The sequence below is a fragment of the Amycolatopsis sp. NPDC047767 genome (assembly GCF_040704195.1).
GTDB lineage: Bacteria > Actinomycetota > Actinomycetes > Mycobacteriales > Pseudonocardiaceae > Amycolatopsis.
In genome coordinates, this window is record NZ_JBEYSJ010000021.1 from 20164 (window position 1) to 36069 (window position 15906).

At 71.8% G+C, this 15906-nt stretch carries 17 protein-coding genes and 1 riboswitch; of the genes, 6 read left to right on the forward strand and 11 right to left on the reverse strand.

Going from position 1 to position 15906, the window contains the following annotated elements:
* Positions 1-41 precede the first annotated feature (41 nt).
* A complete protein-coding gene (gene lepA, locus AB0878_RS31510; protein WP_366583854.1) occupies positions 42-1892 on the reverse strand; it encodes a translation elongation factor 4 in 1851 nt (616 codons plus the stop codon).
* Between the two features lie 117 nt (positions 1893-2009).
* Between lepA and AB0878_RS31515 the strand changes: the two genes are divergently transcribed.
* Positions 2010-2606: a class I SAM-dependent methyltransferase gene (locus AB0878_RS31515; protein WP_366583855.1), complete on the forward strand. Its 597-nt coding sequence runs from the start codon at positions 2010-2012 to the stop codon at positions 2604-2606.
* On the opposite strand, the gene AB0878_RS31520 is transcribed toward AB0878_RS31515, so the two are convergent.
* Together AB0878_RS31520 and AB0878_RS31525 are read right to left on the reverse strand one after the other, a co-directional pair.
* Entirely contained in the window at positions 2603-2977 is a 375-nt protein-coding gene (locus AB0878_RS31520) for a VOC family protein (RefSeq protein WP_366583856.1), read from the reverse strand. The two genes, AB0878_RS31515 and AB0878_RS31520, sit on opposite strands and share 4 nt — an antisense overlap.
* A gap of 22 nt (positions 2978-2999) precedes the next feature.
* Complete coding sequence (locus tag AB0878_RS31525) at positions 3000-3863, reverse strand: EamA family transporter (protein WP_366583857.1); 864 nt, start codon at positions 3861-3863, stop codon at positions 3000-3002.
* Positions 3864-4229: 366 nt separating this feature from the next.
* Here AB0878_RS31525 and rpsT point away from each other — a divergent pair, with 366 nt between their 5' ends.
* Positions 4230-4490: a 30S ribosomal protein S20 gene (gene rpsT, locus AB0878_RS31530; protein ID WP_220242854.1), complete on the forward strand. Its 261-nt coding sequence runs from the start codon at positions 4230-4232 to the stop codon at positions 4488-4490.
* A gap of 213 nt (positions 4491-4703) precedes the next feature.
* On the opposite strand, the gene holA is transcribed toward rpsT, so the two are convergent.
* Positions 4704-5675 carry a DNA polymerase III subunit delta gene (holA, locus tag AB0878_RS31535; RefSeq protein WP_366583858.1) on the reverse strand — a complete coding sequence of 324 codons (972 nt, stop codon included), beginning with the start codon at positions 5673-5675 and terminating at the stop codon, positions 4704-4706.
* A gap of 165 nt (positions 5676-5840) precedes the next feature.
* A riboswitch (SAM riboswitch) is annotated at positions 5841-5974 on the forward strand.
* A 13-nt stretch (positions 5975-5987) separates the two neighbouring features.
* On the opposite strand from holA, the gene thrC reads away from it, so the two are divergent.
* Positions 5988-7253 carry a threonine synthase gene (gene thrC / locus AB0878_RS31540; protein WP_366583859.1) on the forward strand — a complete coding sequence of 422 codons (1266 nt, stop codon included), beginning with the start codon at positions 5988-5990 and terminating at the stop codon, positions 7251-7253.
* A gap of 26 nt (positions 7254-7279) precedes the next feature.
* Here thrC and AB0878_RS31545 read toward each other — a convergent pair whose 3' ends face one another.
* Both AB0878_RS31545 and AB0878_RS31550 read right to left on the reverse strand, forming a co-directional pair.
* On the reverse strand, positions 7280-9664 hold the full coding sequence (locus AB0878_RS31545; RefSeq protein WP_366583860.1) for a ComEC/Rec2 family competence protein: 2385 nt from the start codon (positions 9662-9664) through the stop codon (positions 7280-7282).
* A complete protein-coding gene (locus tag AB0878_RS31550) occupies positions 9661-10410 on the reverse strand; it encodes a ComEA family DNA-binding protein (protein WP_366583861.1) in 750 nt (249 codons plus the stop codon). Before AB0878_RS31550 ends, AB0878_RS31545 begins: the two co-directional genes overlap by 4 nt.
* A 182-nt stretch (positions 10411-10592) precedes the next feature.
* Here AB0878_RS31550 and AB0878_RS31555 point away from each other — a divergent pair, with 182 nt between their 5' ends.
* The 3 genes from AB0878_RS31555 to AB0878_RS31565 are packed head-to-tail and all read left to right on the forward strand — an operon-like array spanning position 10593 to position 12481.
* The gene (locus tag AB0878_RS31555; RefSeq protein WP_366583862.1) at positions 10593-11033 is read left to right on the forward strand and encodes a nuclear transport factor 2 family protein; all 441 of its coding nucleotides are present in this window, start codon (positions 10593-10595) and stop codon (positions 11031-11033) included.
* A gap of 46 nt (positions 11034-11079) precedes the next feature.
* Entirely contained in the window at positions 11080-11904 is an 825-nt protein-coding gene (locus tag AB0878_RS31560) for an oxidoreductase (protein ID WP_366583863.1), read from the forward strand.
* A 13-nt stretch (positions 11905-11917) separates the two neighbouring features.
* Positions 11918-12481, forward strand: coding sequence for a helix-turn-helix domain-containing protein (locus AB0878_RS31565; protein WP_366583864.1), 564 nt, complete (start codon positions 11918-11920; stop codon positions 12479-12481).
* A 22-nt stretch (positions 12482-12503) separates the two neighbouring features.
* Here AB0878_RS31565 and AB0878_RS31570 read toward each other — a convergent pair whose 3' ends face one another.
* From AB0878_RS31570 to nadD, 5 genes are read right to left on the reverse strand one after another with little or no spacing between them, the layout of a single operon-like run.
* Complete coding sequence (locus AB0878_RS31570; RefSeq protein WP_366583865.1) at positions 12504-13352, reverse strand: DegV family protein; 849 nt, start codon at positions 13350-13352, stop codon at positions 12504-12506.
* Positions 13353-13356: 4 nt separating this feature from the next.
* On the reverse strand, positions 13357-14085 hold the full coding sequence (gene octT / locus AB0878_RS31575; protein WP_366583866.1) for a diglucosylglycerate octanoyltransferase: 729 nt from the start codon (positions 14083-14085) through the stop codon (positions 13357-13359).
* 3 nt (positions 14086-14088) lie between these two features.
* Entirely contained in the window at positions 14089-14703 is a 615-nt protein-coding gene (locus tag AB0878_RS31580; protein ID WP_366583867.1) for a histidine phosphatase family protein, read from the reverse strand.
* The gene (rsfS, locus tag AB0878_RS31585; protein ID WP_364054799.1) at positions 14700-15119 is read right to left on the reverse strand and encodes a ribosome silencing factor; all 420 of its coding nucleotides are present in this window, start codon (positions 15117-15119) and stop codon (positions 14700-14702) included. The genes AB0878_RS31580 and rsfS overlap by 4 nt, the downstream gene beginning before the upstream one ends.
* Positions 15120-15164: 45 nt before the next feature.
* Positions 15165-15764 (reverse strand): nicotinate-nucleotide adenylyltransferase, encoded by a 600-nt coding sequence (nadD, locus tag AB0878_RS31590; RefSeq protein WP_366189846.1) that lies wholly within the window; start codon positions 15762-15764, stop codon positions 15165-15167.
* Positions 15765-15906 lie beyond the last annotated feature (142 nt).

Sequence of the window (15906 nt, forward strand, 5' to 3'; positions counted from 1 at the left end):
GACGGCGAGCCCGTGCTGTGCGGCGCGGGCTCGCCGGCCGGCTACTTCTTGGCCTTGCCGCTGTCCTCAGTGGACAGAGCCGCGACGAAGGCCTCCTGCGGGACCTCGACCCGGCCCACGGTCTTCATGCGCTTCTTGCCTTCCTTCTGCTTCTCGAGCAGCTTGCGCTTGCGCGAGATGTCACCGCCGTAGCACTTGGCGAGCACGTCCTTGCGGATCGCGCGGATCGTCTCGCGCGCGATGATGCGCGAGCCGATGGCCGCCTGGATCGGCACCTCGAACTGCTGGCGCGGGATCAGCTCGCGCAGCCGCGTGGCCATCCGGTTGCCGTAGCCGTAGGCGGCGTCCTTGTGCACGATCGCCGAGAACGCGTCCACGGTCTCGCCCTGCAGCAGGATGTCGACCTTCACCAGCTCGGCGACCTGGTCGCCCGCCTCTTCGTAGTCGAGCGAGGCGTACCCGCGGGTGCGCGACTTCAGCGTGTCGAAGAAGTCGAAGATGATCTCCGCGAGCGGGATGTTGTAGCGCAGCTCCACGCGGTCCTCGGACAGGTAGTCCATGCCGAGCAGCACACCGCGCTTGCTCTGGCACAGCTCCATGATCGTGCCGACGAACTCGCTCGGCGCGAGGATGCTCACCTTCGACACCGGCTCGTGGACCTCGGAGATCTTCAGCCCGGTCGGCCAGTCGGACGGGTTGGTGACCACGACCTCGCTGCGGTCCTCCAGCACCACGCGGTAGACCACGTTGGGCGCGGTGGAGATCAGGTCGAGGCCGAACTCGCGCTCCAGGCGGTCGCGCGTGATCTCCAGGTGCAGCAGGCCGAGGAAGCCACAGCGGAAACCGAAGCCCAGCGCGACCGACGTCTCCGGCTCGTAGGCGAGCGCCGCGTCGTTGAGCTGCAGCTTCTCCAGCGCCTCGCGCAGCTCCGGGTAGTCGGAGCCGTCGACCGGGTACAGGCCCGAGTAGACCATCGGCTTCGGCTCGCGGTAGCCGGCCAGCGGCTCGGTGGCGCCGTGCCGCTCGGAGGTGACGGTGTCACCGACCTTCGACTGGCGCACGTCCTTCACGCCGGTGATCAGGTAACCCACCTCGCCGACACCGAGGCCCTTGCTGGGCTTGGGCTCCGGCGAGATGATGCCGACCTCCAGCAGCTCGTGGGTCGCGCCGGTGGACATCATGCGGATCTTCTCGCGCGGGGTGATCTTGCCGTCGACCACGCGGATGTAGGTGACGACGCCGCGGTAGGTGTCGTAGACCGAGTCGAAGATCATCGCGCGCGCCGGGGCGTCCGCGTCGCCGACCGGAGCCGGGACCTGGCGCACGACCTCGTCGAGCAGCGCGCCGACGCCGACGCCCGTCTTCGCCGAGACGCGCAGCACGTCGGTGGGCTCGCAGCCGATGATGTGCGCGAGCTCGGCCGCGTACTTGTCCGGGTCGGCCGAGGGCAGGTCGATCTTGTTGAGCACCGGGATGATCTGGAGGTTGTTCTCCAGCGCCAGGTACAGGTTGGCCAGCGTCTGCGCCTCGATGCCCTGTGCGGCGTCGACCAGCAGGATCGCGCCTTCGCACGCCTCCAGGGCGCGCGAGACCTCGTAGGTGAAGTCCACGTGGCCGGGCGTGTCGATCATGTGCAGCACGTGGTCCTGGCCCTGGACCTGCCAGGGCAGGCGGACGTTCTGGGCCTTGATCGTGATGCCGCGCTCACGCTCGATGTCCATCCGGTCGAGGTACTGCGCGCGCATCGCCCGTTCCTCGACGACGCCGGTGAGCTGCAGCATGCGGTCCGCCAGCGTCGACTTGCCGTGGTCGATGTGGGCGATGATGCAGAAGTTGCGGATCAGTTCCGGCGGCGTGAAGGTGGTGTCGGCGAACGTCTTGGGCGCTGTCACTCGTGTGGTCCTCGGGAAAGGTCGGGGGTGGCCGCTTCCTATCGTCCCATGGACCTCCGGGTGCGGTTGGGGGTCATCCCCGATGCGAGCGCGCCGGGCTCGTGGTGACCTCGAAGGATGAGCACTCCACACCCTCCCCCGGGGACGTTCGACACCGCGCTGGACCGCGCGTTCGGGCACCCCAGCGGCCTGCTGGGCCGCGTCGGCGGCCGGCTGATGTCCCGCGGCAACGCCGCCACCGAGCACCGGCTCGTCGACCTGGCGCGGCTGGAACCCGACGAAACCGTGCTGGTCGTGGGCCCCGGCCCGGGCGTCGGCCTCGACGCGGCCAGCCGCCTGGCGGCCGAGGTCGTCGGCGTCGAACCCTCGGCCGAGATGCGCGCCCTGTGCCGCGAACGCTGCGGAGACCGCGTGACGCTGCGTGACGGAACGGCGGCGCGCACCGGCTGCGCTCCCGGGTCCGTGGACGTGGTCCTGAGCGTGAACAACGTCCAGCTCTGGGACGACCGCACGGCCGGCTTCGCCGAGCTGTTCCGCGTGCTGCGCCCCGGCGGCCGGCTGCTGCTGTCCGCGCACGAGAAGTGGCTGCCGGTCCCCCGCCACGACCTGGCCGCCGAGGTCACCGCAGCGGGCTTCACCGACCTGCAGACGTGGACGTGGGAGCCCCCGGGCTTCGCGGCCCTGGCGGCGCAGCTGCGGGCCCGCAAGCCCTAGCGGAGGTCACTGCGCAGCGGGTGATCGGGCGGAACCTGCACCAGGACGATGCGCAGGCCGTCCGGATCGGTGATCCAGGCCTCGTCGAGCCCCCACGGCTCGCGCTGCGCCCCGCGGACCGGCGTGACGCCGCGCGCGGCCAGCTCCTCGAGCGTCGCCGGCAGATCACGCACCTGCAGCCACAGGTCGACGGCCGCCGAAGGCGTCGCGTCGTTGCTGCCGACGACCTCGATCGAACCGCCGCCCGCGAAGAAGACCGTGCCACCGGGGAACTCGCGCTGGATCGCCAGCCCGAGCGTGTCCCGGTAGAACGCGGTCGAGGCCTCCAGGTCGCGCGGGTGGATCAGCACCCGGCTGCTCAGTACGTCCATGCGTCCTGCCTACCCGAGTGGCTCAGGCCACCGCAATCGCGACGATCCCGGCCAGCACCACCACCGAGCCCACCAGCCGGCGTGCCGCGTTCCGCTCACCGAGAACGAACCACGCCGCGAGCCCGCCCAGCACGATCGACAGCTCCCGCGCCGGCGCGACCAGGCTGACCGGGGCCATCCGCAGCGCGTACAGCACCAGCAGGTACGCCGCGGGCGAGGCGAGCCCGACGATCAGCGTCTCCTTGCGGTGCTCGCGCCACAGCTTCCCGACCTCGGCCCGGTCACGCAGGGCCGCGGGCGCCAGCAGCACGCTCTGCACCAGCGCGCCGCCGCCGAAGTACACGAGCGGCGGTACGGCGAGCGTCGTCACGGAGTGGGCGTCCCACAGCGTGTAGGCCGCGATGGTCGCCCCGGTGAGCACGCCGTAGAACACGCCGGCGCGGCGCGCTTTGACGTCGGCCTGGCTGCCGCCGAGACTGATCACGAGCACGCCCGCCACCACGAGGAACGCCCCGATCAGGCCCAGCACGCCGGGGTGCTCGTGCAGCACGAGCACCGCCGCCAGCACCGACAGCAGCGGCCCCGTGCCGCGCGCGAGCGGGTAGACGATCGACAGGTCGCCCACGGCGTACCCGCGCTGCAGCACCGTGCCGTACGACACGTGCAGCACGGCCGTGACCACGGCGGCGAGCAGCCACGTCCACTGTGGACGCTCGGGTTCGACCAGCAGTGCGATGACTGTCACGGGGAGCAACACCACGGCGGAGACCGTGTAGTACAGCCACACGAACCGCGGCCCGCCGAAGGTGACGCGCTTGGCCGCGAGGTTCCACCCCGCGTGCACGACGGCGGCGATGAGGACGAACGACAGAGCTGTGGTGTTCACCGGACCCCTTCGGGTCTTCCGCGCACGCGGAAGGCCGGGTCCTCCAGGCTTTTGTCCCGTCAGATGAACGGCGGGCGTCGGGCCGCGCCGATGGTGCCGCTCGGACCTGTCCCGCCGGCCCTGGTTGTGGTGGGTCGCGTCGTGCGGACCGGTGGCGGAACCCTAGGCACTACCGTCTCCACGGTAGCCGAACCGATCACTGCGGGCCGCCCGAGGGGGCCGCGAGCAGGCCTGTTAGGCTTTCCCGTCGTTGCCGTGCGGCATTCCGTCAGGGAGGAAACCCGGCCGCGCCTGTCTTGACGCCAGGCGCCCGGAGCCACTTCGACGCGGCAGCGACCTTCACCGAGACGAAAGCAGGACGCCTTCATGGCCAACATCAAGTCCCAGATCAAGCGCATCACCACCAACGAGAAGGCCCGCCAGCGCAACCTGGCCATCCGCTCCTCGGTGAAGACCGCGATCCGCAAGTTCCGTGAGGCCGCCGACTCCGGCGACAAGACCAAGGCCCTCGAACTCCAGCGCGACGCGGCCCGCAAGCTCGACAAGGCCGTCACCAAGGGCGTCATCCACGCCAACCAGGCCGCCAACAAGAAGTCGGCTCTCGCGAAGCGCGCGAACCAGCTCTGAGCTGATCGCAGCGACACCCTGCCAGACCTGAAAGAGCCCGGTGACCGCCTGGTCGCCGGGCTTTTTCGTGTGTTCTCGACCGTTCTCGACGCACACAGCTGCCTGGACTGGCGCGCCCTCACGGCTGCGTACGGGTCCGGCGCGTTGCCCGTTCCCGAGCGGCGGGTTCAGCCTCACCGGTCGGCGATTCGGGGCCTGCCGAGGCGAGCAGGGTCAGCGTTCGCCCTTGGCGGCGACGACCTCGACGACCGCGCGTTCCAGGGCGTAGTCCGCGTCGGCCGCCACGCCCTTGACCTCGGCGTTCAGGCGGGCGACCACGCGCATGGCGGTGGCGAGGCCGTCCTGGCCCCAGCCGCGGGACTGGCCCTGCGCCTTGCGGATCTTCCACGGCGGCATGCCCAGCTCGCCGGCCATCTGGTTCGGGTTGCCGCGGCCGGCGGCGGACACGCGGGCGATCGTGCGCACGGCGTCGGCGAGGGCGTCGGCGACCAGGACGTGCGGCACGCCCAGCTGCATGGCCCAGCGCAGCGACTCCAGGGCCGCCGCGCGGTCGCCGCCCACGGCCTTCTCCGCGACGGCGAAGCCGGTCACGTCGGCGCGGCCGGTGTGGTAGCGGCGCACGGCCTGCTCGTCGACCACGCCACCGGTGTCGGCGACGAGCTGCGTCGCCGCGGAGGACAGCTCACGCAGGTCGGAGCCGACGGTGTCCATCAGCGCCATCACGCCCGCGGCGTCGATCTTGCCGCCGACGCGGCGCACCTCGTTGCGCACGAACGACTCGCGCTCGGCCGGCTTCGTCAGCTTCGGGCACTCGGTGATCTCCGCGCCCGCCTTTTTCAGCGCCGCGGGCAGCGCCTTGGCCGCCTTGCTGCGCCCGCCGCCGTTGTGCACGACCACGAGCACGATCCCGTCGGCGGGCGCCTTGAGGTACGCCATCACCGCGTCCGCCAGCTCCTGCGAGATGTCGTGCGCGGAGTCGAGCACGATGACCCGCCCCTCGCTGAACAGCGAAGGACTCACCAGCTCGGCGAGCACGGGCGGTGTGAGTTCGGACACCCGGTTGCGCGTCATCTCGGCCGTGGAGTCGATGGCCCGCGCGGCGTCCAGCGACGCGCGGACAGCCCGCTCGATGAGCAGTTCTTCCTCACCGAGGACGAGGTGGAGCGGCGCGGGTGCGGTGGTCACCCCGCCATCCTCTCACCCGCCCGGCCCCGCGCCCGCTCCGGTGATGTGCGCCGCCACCGTGGCACGAGGTGATCGCCATGTCGTACGGTGTACCCGAGGCAGCGCCCCGCTCCGCCGGAAACACAGCTCCACCGGAAACACCGCGGCGCGCCGACAACTGAACACCGCTCATCCAGAGGGGCAGAGGGAACGGCCCGACGAAGCCCCGGCAACCGGCGTACAGCCTGTCTTCCCGAATTTGCGGGATAGCTGACGACCACGGTGCCAATTCCGGCCCGCGTTTGCGGGGCAGATGAGGAAAGGAACCTCGCGATGACCGTTACCCTCGGCACGACCTCCCCCAAGAAGACCCTGGACCTCGGTCCGGCCGTCGAACTGGTGTCGAAGGAAGAGGGCCACCGGCAGCCGCTCGCCCCGGAGTTCGTGTCCGCGGAGGACTTCTCGCCGCTCGAGGTCGCCTACGACTTCGGCCGCGTGCGCCGCGAAGACATCGAGGCCGGCCCCAAGAACATCTGGCGCTACAAGAAGCTCCTTCCCGTCCCCTCGACCGTCGAGGAGATCCCGAACACCGAACCCGGCGCCACCCGTCTGGTGAAGGCCGACCGCCTCGCCAAGGCCCTGGGCCTGAAGTCCCTGTGGGTCAAGGACGACACCGGCAACCCCACGCACTCCTTCAAGGACCGCGTGGTCGCCGTCGCGCTGGCCGCGGCCCGCGAGTTCGGCTTCGAGGTCCTCGCGTGTCCCTCGACCGGCAACCTGGCCAACGCGACGGCCGCCGCCGCGGCCCGCGCCGGCTGGCGGTCGGTCGTGCTGATCCCGAAGTCGCTCGAGCGCGCCAAGATCCTCACCACCGCCGTCTACGACGGTGACCTGATCGCCGTCGACGGCAACTACGACGACGTCAACCGCCTCGCCACCGAGCTCGCCGGCGAGCACCCGACGTGGGCGTTCGTCAACGTCAACGTGCGCCCCTACTACTCCGAAGGCTCGAAGACGCTCGGCTACGAGGTCGCCGAGCAGCTCGGCTGGCGCCTGCCGGAGCAGATCGTGGTGCCGATCGCCTCGGGCTCGCAGCTGACCAAGGTGGACAAGGGTTTCCGCGAGCTCGGCCAGCTCGGCCTCGTGGAAGCCAGCCCCTACAAGGTGTTCGGTGCGCAGGCCACCGGCTGCTCCCCCGTCTCGGCCGCCTTCCGCGCCGGACACGACGTGGTCCAGCCCGTGAAGCCCGACACCATCGCCCGCTCGCTCGCGATCGGCAACCCCGCCGACGGCCCCTACGTGCTCGACGTCGTCAACCGCACCGGCGGTGCGATCGAGGACGTGAGCGACGAGGAGGTCGTGGAGGGCATCCGGCTGCTCGCGCGCACCGAAGGCATCTTCACCGAGACTGCCGGCGGCGTCACCGTCGCGACGGCGAAGAAGCTCATCGAGACCGGCAAGCTCGACCCCGAGGCCGACACCGTGCTGCTCATCACCGGCGACGGCCTCAAGACGCTCGACGCCCTCGAAGGCCGCATCGGCCCGAAGGCGACCGTGCCCCCGTCGGCCGAGGCCGTGAGCAAGGCCCTCGGCCTCTGAGCTGACCGGGCCCGCGGGCCGCACCCCTAGCGGGGCGGCCCGCGCGGCTCACCCCGGCGCGCCACCGCCGGCCCGCCGGCACCGGGCAGCACGGCCGTGTCACCGTCCACATCGGTCCGCGTCACCAGTACACCCAACGTGCCCAGCACGTCCACTGTGGACTTCGCCGGGTGCCCGTAGCTGTTGCCCGCACCCACGCTGATCATCGCCGCCCGCGCGCCCACCGCCTCGAGGAACTGGGGCAACGAGTACCTGCTGCCGTGGTGCGGAACTTTCAGCACGTCGGCGTGCAGGTCCACTCCCTCGGCCAGCAGGTCGGCCTGCGCGGCCAGCTCCACGTCTCCGGTCAGCAGCACCCTCCCGGCCGCCGTGGTCGCGCGCAGCACCACGGAACTGTTGTTGATCATCGTGCCGTCCTGCAGAGCGGCCGCCCGCGCCGTGACGTAGCGCGGCCCGAGCACGTCGAGCGACAGCCCCGGCCAGTCGAGCCGCTGCCCGTCGCTCAGCTCCAGCAACGGAACGTGGTGCGTCGCCGCCTCCTGCGACACCTGCTGCCACGCCCACGCCGGCGCGCGCCCGGGCCCGACGGCGATCGCCCCCACGGCGCGGCCGTCGAACACCGACGACAGCCCGCCGATGTGGTCGGCGTGCAGGTGGCTGAGCACCAGCAGCGGGATCCGATCCACGCCGAGCCGCCGCAGGCACTCGTCCACCGGCCCCGGCTCCGGCCCGGTGTCCACGACCACCGCCCGCCCGGCCTCCGCCGTGGCCAGCACCACGGCGTCGCCCTGGCCGACGTCGCACTCCACCATCGCCCAGCCCTTCGGCGGCCAGCCGGGCGAGAGCACCCGCGGCGGCACCACGATCAGCAGCACCGCCACCAGTCCCATCGCCACCACCAGCCGCGCGCGCCGGAACCGGAACGCGACCACCACCACGACCACCACCCCGGCCGCGCACACCCCGCCCCACCAGCCACCCGGCCACGTGAGCACCGCACCCGGCGCCCGGGCGCCGTGCCGTGCGACGGTGATCAGCCAGCGCGCCTCCGGATCGGCCAGGTGCACCAGCACGTGCCCGGCCCCGGGCCACCACGGCCCGACCACCGTGGCCAGCACCCCGAGCACCGTGACCGGCGCGACGACGGGCGCCGCCAGCACGTTGGTCACCACCGAGACGAGGCTCACCGTGCCCGCCATGCCCGCGATCACCGGCGCGGTGACCACGAACGCCGCCAGCGGCACCGCGATCCCTTCCGCGTACCCCGGCGGAATCCCCCGGCGCACCAGCGAATCCGCCCACCTCGGCGCCAGCAGCACCAGCCCCGCCGTCGCGAACACCGACAGCGCGAACCCGAAGTCCGCCGCCATCACCGGATCCCACGCGACCAGCACGCACACCGAGAACGCCAGCGCCGGCGACGCGGAGCCACGCCGGCCCAAAGCCAGCGCCAGCAGCGCCACCCCGCCCATCACTCCCGCCCGCAGCACGCTCGGCGCCGGACCGACGAGAATCAGGAAGCCACCCAGGCACAACCCCGCCGCGACGGCCGACACCCGCGGCCCGATGCGCAGCAACCGGCACAACAGCAACACCGAGCCGCACAGAATCGCGAGATTTCCCCCGCTGACAGCCATCAGGTGCGTAAGCCCCGACTCCGTGAACTCCTGCTCGACCTGCTCCGGCAACGCACTCGTGTCACCCAGAACCAGTCCGGGCAGCAGCCCCGCCGGCTCTTCCGGCAGCACCGCGCACAGCTCGTGCAGCCCCACCCGCAACGCCGCGGCCGCCCGCTGCCACCACGGCGCCCGCGTGACTCCGACCGGAGCGCCCTGCAGGTAGACGACCGCGGCCGTCAGCTCACCCCCGCGCGCCGGCGCCAAGCGACCCGCCGCCGTGACCTCCTGGCCCGGCAGGAGAGCGCCCCACCCGGCCACCGGCGCGAGCAGCAGGACCCGGCCGGTGGACACCACCGGCCGACCGTCCACAGTGGCCGATTCCACCCGGGCGTCGATGGCCACCGACCGCGTGCCCGCCTGCTGATCGGCGTAGCCGGCGCTGTGGATCGGCCGCGGTCGCTCGGTGACCTCGACACGGACCGTGGCGGTCACCCCGTGCGCCGCGGCTTGGCCGAGCGGGTCCTGCTCCGCTCCCCTGATGCGCCACGCCGTCGGCAGCGCCACGACGAGCCCCAGCACCAGCAGCGCGCCGGCCGCGCCGAGCCACCGCCCACGCCGCCGCGCGAGCAGCACGGCCGACAGAACCGCGGCCACCACTCCGAAAACCTCGGCCGCCCACCACCCGAGCCGCAGGCCCGCCAGCGTGCCACCCCACGCCGCCAGTGCCGCCGGAACGAGCCGGAGGTCGTGGTCACGCCACGACGGCGCGGCGTCCTGCTGGACGAACATCATCCGACCGTCACCTGCTCGCGCAATTTCTCGAACTTGCTTTCGCCGATGCCTTCGACGTCGCGAAGTTGTTCGACGCTGGAGAAGCCGCCGTGCTGGGTGCGCCAGTCGATGATGCGGCCGGCGGTGACCTCGCCGACGCCGGGCAGGGTGTCGAGCTGCTCAGGCGTGGCCGAGTTGAGGTCGAGCTTGCGCGGAGCCGCGCCGGCGCCGGCCGGGGCCGAGGACGCGACCGTGATGCCGACCGCGAGCTGCTCGCCGTCGGTGAGCTTGCGGGCGAGGTTCAGGCTGGAGAGATCGGTGCCGGGGTCCGCGCCACCGGCGGCCCGCACCGCGTCGGCCACGCGTGAGCCGGCCGGAACGGTGACGAGGCCGGGCGCGCGGACGTGGCCGATTACGCTGATCACCAGCTTCGCCGAGGTCGAGGACGCCGGTGCCGCGACGGAAGGGTGCGTCTTCGCACTCGGCAGCGACGGCGCCACCTCCGTCGCGGGCGACCCGCTGAACACCGCGAACCCCGCGGCGATCAGCACGGCCACGACCAGCAGCCCCAGTCCGACGAGGACGCGCGGGCTTTTCAGCACGCCGGGCAGACCGGGGTGGGCCGGGTCGGCACCGCCGGGCAGCCAGCGCCGGACCAGCCGGCCGCCGGGCCCGACGGTGCGGGGGCCCGCCGCCAGCTGGTCGGCCAGCCAGGCGAGCCTGGCGTTCACGGGAGTGCCCGGATCACGGGCGGTCTGCTCGAACACACGTGCGACGCTAGGCGCTGATCGACATCGGCCACCAGCCCGAATCCGGCGACCTGTGGATAACTGCCCCCTTGTGGACAACTCGGCCTCCGCGGCGGCGGAACGCCCGTTCCGGTCCGCCCTCGGTGCGATGCTGTCGCCCATCGCCGCTCTCGACGGCGCTCACCGGGAAGGGCCCCACCGTGACGAACGAAACCGAGATCCGCACCCTGATCGAAAACTGGGCCACCGCCGTCCACACGGGAGATCTCGACGGCGTCCTCACCGGCCACTCCGACGGCATCGTGATGTTCGACGTCCCGCCGCCCCACGAAGGCGTCCGCGGGATCGACGCGTACCGCGAGACCTGGCCGCCGTTTTTCGCCTGGCAGGCGGAAGGCGCGACGTTCACCATCCTGGAGCTCGACGTGACCGCTGGTGACGACGTGGCGTTCGCCTGGGCACTCCTGCGCTTCGGCACACCCGCCGATCCACCGGACCACCACCTGCGGTTGACCGTCGGCCTGCGCAAGGACCAGGGCCGCTGGGTGGTGACGCACGAGCACCACTCGTTCGCCGCCGTCGACGGAGACCCCGCCGAGAACGACCCCGGTGAAATCCGCCCGGTTGAAAGTGAACGGTGACTCATGATAAACCTGAGTACTGGTTCACCTTCAGGAGGTGTTGGTCATGGCCCCCAAGGTCGCCCTGGTCACGGGCGCGTCGTCGGGTATCGGAGAGTCCACCGCGCGGGAGCTGCTGGAGCGTGGCTACACGGTCTATGGCGCCGCGCGGCGGGTGGAGCGGATGGCGGACCTCGCCGAACGTGGGGTGCGGACGCTCGCCCTGGACGTGACGGACGAGGAGTCGGTGGAGAAGGCCGTGGCGGCGATCGTCGCGGAGTCCGGCCGGATCGATCTGCTGGTGAACAACGCCGGCTACGGCTCGTATGGGGCCGTCGAAGACGTGCCCTTGTCGGAGGCCCGCTACCAGTTCGAGGTGAACGTCTTCGGGGCCGCGCGGCTGATCCAGCTCGTGCTGCCGGTGATGCGGGCGCAACGCTCGGGCCGGATCGTGAACATCTCCTCGATGGGCGGCAAGATCTACACCCCGCTGGGCGCCTGGTACCACGGCACCAAGTTCGCGTTGGAGGGGTTCTCCGACTCGCTGCGGATGGAGGTGCGGCCGTTCGGGATCGACGTGGTCGTGGTCGAGCCCGGTGGGATCGCGACAGAGTGGGGCGGTATCGCCGTGGACCACATGACGGAGGTCTCGGGCAAGGGCGCATATTCGGACCTGGCCGGGAAGCTGGCGAAGGGCATGAACTCGGGCATCAACGCGCGGATGATGTCCCAGCCGTCCGTGATCGCGAAGACCGTCGCCAAGGCTGCGACCTCCCGGCGCCCGCGCACACGTTACGCTGCGGGTTTCGGCGCGAAGCCCTTGATTTTCCTGCGCCGCGCCCTGCCCGACCGCGCTTTCGACACCCTGATCACGAGGGCGCTCGCGAGCTGACCCCGGAGAACCGATGGAGCCGTCCCGCCCGCTGCGCGCCGACGCGGTGCGCAACCGCACGAAGATCCTCGACGCGGCGCGGGAGCAGATCACCCGGCTCGGCCCCGACGTCCCGATGGACACGATCGCCGAGGCCGCGGGGGTCGCCGTCGGCACGTTGTACCGGCACTTCCCGACGAAAACCGACCTCGTCACGGCGGTGATCGGCGAGCACAGCCAGCTGATCACCGAAGCGATCGAGGCGGCGGCGCAACGGGTGGCCGGCGGGGCCGACGCGATGGGCGAGATCTCGGCGCTGGTCAGCCACATCGTCGAGGCGGCGGCCGCGGACCGGGCGGTGAAGGCCGCGGCGCAGAACGTGGGGGCGGAGTACCTCACGCCCGAGCAGGAAAGCCGCAGCCGCGCGGCCACGACTCGGATGATCGAGGCCGCCCAGCGCGACGGCAAGCTGCGCGACGACGTGACGGCCGACGACTTCTACCTGCTCATCCTCACGGCGCCGACGGACGTCGAGCCGGCAGTGCGGGCGCGGTGGCTGGAGCTGTTCCTCGCGGGCTTCACCACCGGTAAGGGCTGAAACCCTTACCGGCCAAGGAGGATCACCGCTCGCGCTGCACGACCACGCCGAGCACGCCCGGTCCGGTGTGCGCGCCGATCACGGCACCCAGCTCCGAGACCACGCAGCCGCCTGCGCAGCCGGGCACGGCTTCCTCCAGGCGGTTGGCCAGCTCGACGGCTCGTTCCGGCGAGGCGAGGTGGTGCACGGCGAGCTCGACCGGGCCTTCGCCGGCCGCCGCCACGGCCAGCTCGACCAGCCGTGCCATGGCCCGGTTCATGGTCCGGACCTTTTCCAGCGGAAGGATGCGGCCTTCGGACATGTGCAACACCGGCTTCACCGCGAGCGCCGTGCCCAGCAGCGCCGCGGCGGGCCCGATCCGGCCACCTCGGCGCAGGTGCTCGAGGGTCTCGACCACGAAGAGCGTGGACGAGCGCCCGGCGGCGTCGACCGCGGCCGCCTCGACGTCGACCGCCGACTTTCCCGCGGTGGCGGCGATCGCGGCGTGCAACGCGGCGAACCCGAGCCCCATGGCCGTGGTGCGCGAGTCGACCACGCGCACGAGATCGGGACCGACCTCCTGCGCGGCGAGCACGGCGGCTTCCCACGTGCCGGAGAGCTCTTTGGACAGGTGCACCGACACCACGGACTCGGCGCCGTCGTCGAGCGCGGCCCGGAAGACGGTCGCGAACTCGGCGGGCGTGGGCCGTGAGGTGGTGACGATTTTGCGCTCCCCCAGCGCTTCCGCGAGGGCGGCCGGGCCCATCTCGGTGCCGTCGTAGGAGACGGCGCCGTCCACGAGGACATGCAGAGGCACCACGCGCACCGAGTGCCGGTCGGCGAAGCCCTCCGGCAAGTGGGCGGTGGAGTCCGTGACCACGGCGACCGACACGCCGTCAGCCTACGTGGCCGGGGCGCAAAGCCGGTGTCATCAGCTTCGCCATGGCCGTGCCGACTGCTTCGTGGCCCGCCCAGCCCCAGTGCATGCCGTCGGGGTTGCCCTCGCCGCCGAGCACGTGATCACCCACGACTGCGGGGAGATCGAGCAGGGGCACGTCCAGGCGCGCGCCCCAATCGGCCATCGCGGCGGCCGCGGCGGGGCGGGCGGTGTGGACGCGGCCGTACGCGTCGGCGCGGTGCACCGACGGCAGCATCCCGAAGATCGGCAGCTCGGGCCTCAGCACGCGCAACGCCTCCACAGCGAGGTCCAGGTAGTGCACGGTCAGCTTCGCCGGCAGCACCACCGGCCGGCCCCGCAACACGACGGACAACCGCGGCTGCGCGGCCAGATACGCACCGCGCACGACGCGGCGCACGCCGTCGGGACGGAGGTAACGCAAGCCGGTGCGGAGGTAGGTCGGCAGCGGCGACGGGAGCGTGTCCATGCTGCCGATCGCCAGCACGACGGCGTCCGCGTGGTGCAGATCGGCCCACACGCGCGGATCTCCGGTCAGCGACCACCACACGTCGCGCGCGGTCCAGCCGATGCCGGCGACCACGTCGGCGTGCCCGTCGAGCGCGGTGGCCGCGACGTTGGGCCACAGGCGTGGTTCGTCGGCGGCACAGGGACCGACCGGTCCGTGAAAGCTCAGCGAATCACCGAAGACGAGCAGGTGCGGGCCCATCGATCAGCCGGTGATCCCCGCGTTGTAGGCATACAGCCGCCAGGCGTCGTCGCGGCGGCCGAGCTCCACCCAGTGGCAGTTCATGATCCCGCCGAGCAAGGGCCAGATCTCGATCGGCAGGCCGAGCAGCTTCGCCGTGAGCGCCACGATCAGGCCGCCGTGCGACGCGAGCAGCACCGACTCGCCGGCGTCGGAATTCGGCTGCAGCAGGTCGTTCACGACCTCGCCCGCGCGGCCGGCGACGTCCACTCGGGACTCCCCGCCCGGAGGCGCCCACGCCGCGTCGGTGCGCCACTTGTCGCGCTCTCCGGGATACGCGGCGTCGACCTCGGGGCCGGTCATGCCCTGCCACTCGCCCAGGTGCGTCTCGCGCAGGCGCTTGTCGATGCGCAACGGCACGCCGATCGCTTCGGTGAGCACCGTGGCCGTGTCGGTGGCGCGGTGCAGATCCGACGCGATCACGAGGTCGGGTGAGAACCGCGCGAGCGCGGGTACGGCGAAGCGCGCCTGGTTCCAGCCGACCGGGGTCAGCGCGGAGTCGAGGTGGCCCTGCATGCGGCCGGCGGCGTTGTAGTCCGTCTCGCCGTGCCGCCAGAGCAGCAGCCGCTTCAGGCTCACGCGTCCAGACCGTCCGCGCTGTCCGCGGCGGCGTCGCGATCGGCCGCGGCGGCGGGCTCGAGCCCTTCGACCTCGATGCGCGGGCAGTCCTTCCACAGCCGCTCCAGGCCGTAGAACGAGCGCTCTTCCTGGTGCTGCACGTGGACGACGACGTCGACGTAGTCCAGCAGCACCCAGCGGCCCTCGCGGGCCCCTTCACGGCGGACCGGCTTGTGCCCGCCGATGCGCAGCTTCTCCTCGACGTTGTCGACGATCGCACCGACCTGCCGCTCGTTGGGCGCGGACGCGATCACGAACGCGTCGGTGATCACGAGCTGGTCGGACACGTCCAGCACGACCACGTCGCTGGCCAGCTTGTCGGCTGCCGCGTGCGCGGCCGCGACGGCCAGCTCTCGTGCCTCGGACGTCGCTGCCACAGTGCTCCTTCAGGGTTCGGGGTACGCCCGGACGAGGGTACCCGGTCACTCACCTCGGTCTTTGCGGTACAGGTCCTTCTTGGCGATGTAGCGGACCACGCCGTCGGGCACGAGGTACCAGACGGGCTCGCCGCGCTCCACCCGTTCGCGGCACGCGGTGGACGAGATCGCCATCGCCGTGACCTCGACGAGGCTGACCTTGCCGCTCGGCAGGTGGTGGGAGTTGAGTCGGTAGCCGGGCCGCGTGACGCCGATGAAGTGCGCGAAGTCGAACAGCTCGTCGGCCTTGTGCCAGGTGAGGATCTGCTCCAGCGCGTCGGCGCCCGTGATGAAGAACAGCTGGTCGTCCGGGTACTCCTCGTGCAGGTCCCGCAGCGTGTCGACGGTGTAGGTCTGACCGCCGCGGTCGATGTCGACGCGGCTCACGGAGAACACCGGGTTGGACGCGGTGGCGATCACCGTCATCAGGTAGCGGTCCTCGGCCCGGGTCACGACGCGCTCGGACTTCTGCCACGGCTGCCCGGTCGGGACGAAGATGACCTCGTCCAGCGCGAAGCGCGACTGGACCTCGCTGGCCGCGACGAGGTGACCGTGGTGCACGGGGTCGAACGTGCCGCCCATGACCCCGATCCGGCGTGGTGACATAGCCGGTGAGCCTATACGCGCGGGCGCGCGAGGGCTCCCCGTTCGGGCTGCGATGTCGCTAACGCGCGAACCCGGCCTGCCCGCTCCCCAGGAGGAGGCCGGGCCCGCGCGCCACGCTCCGGCGGTCAAGGGGGCATCGCCG

Bases quoted from the DNA above. Each gene is read 5' to 3' on its own strand.
- AB0878_RS31515 (WP_366583855.1), top strand. From the start codon at position 2,010: ATGAGCACTCCACACCCTCCCCCGGGGACGTTCGACACCGCGCTGGAC.
- AB0878_RS31520 (WP_366583856.1), bottom strand. From the start codon at position 2,977: ATGGACGTACTGAGCAGCCGGGTGCTGATCCACCCGCGCGACCTGGAG.
- rpsT (WP_220242854.1), top strand. From the start codon at position 4,230: ATGGCCAACATCAAGTCCCAGATCAAGCGCATCACCACCAACGAGAAG.
- thrC (WP_366583859.1), top strand. From the start codon at position 5,988: ATGACCGTTACCCTCGGCACGACCTCCCCCAAGAAGACCCTGGACCTC.
- AB0878_RS31545 (WP_366583860.1), bottom strand. From the start codon at position 9,664: ATGATGTTCGTCCAGCAGGACGCCGCGCCGTCGTGGCGTGACCACGAC.
- AB0878_RS31560 (WP_366583863.1), top strand. From the start codon at position 11,080: ATGGCCCCCAAGGTCGCCCTGGTCACGGGCGCGTCGTCGGGTATCGGA.
- AB0878_RS31565 (WP_366583864.1), top strand. From the start codon at position 11,918: ATGGAGCCGTCCCGCCCGCTGCGCGCCGACGCGGTGCGCAACCGCACG.
- octT (WP_366583866.1), bottom strand. From the start codon at position 14,085: ATGGGCCCGCACCTGCTCGTCTTCGGTGATTCGCTGAGCTTTCACGGA.
- nadD (WP_366189846.1), bottom strand. From the start codon at position 15,764: ATGTCACCACGCCGGATCGGGGTCATGGGCGGCACGTTCGACCCCGTG.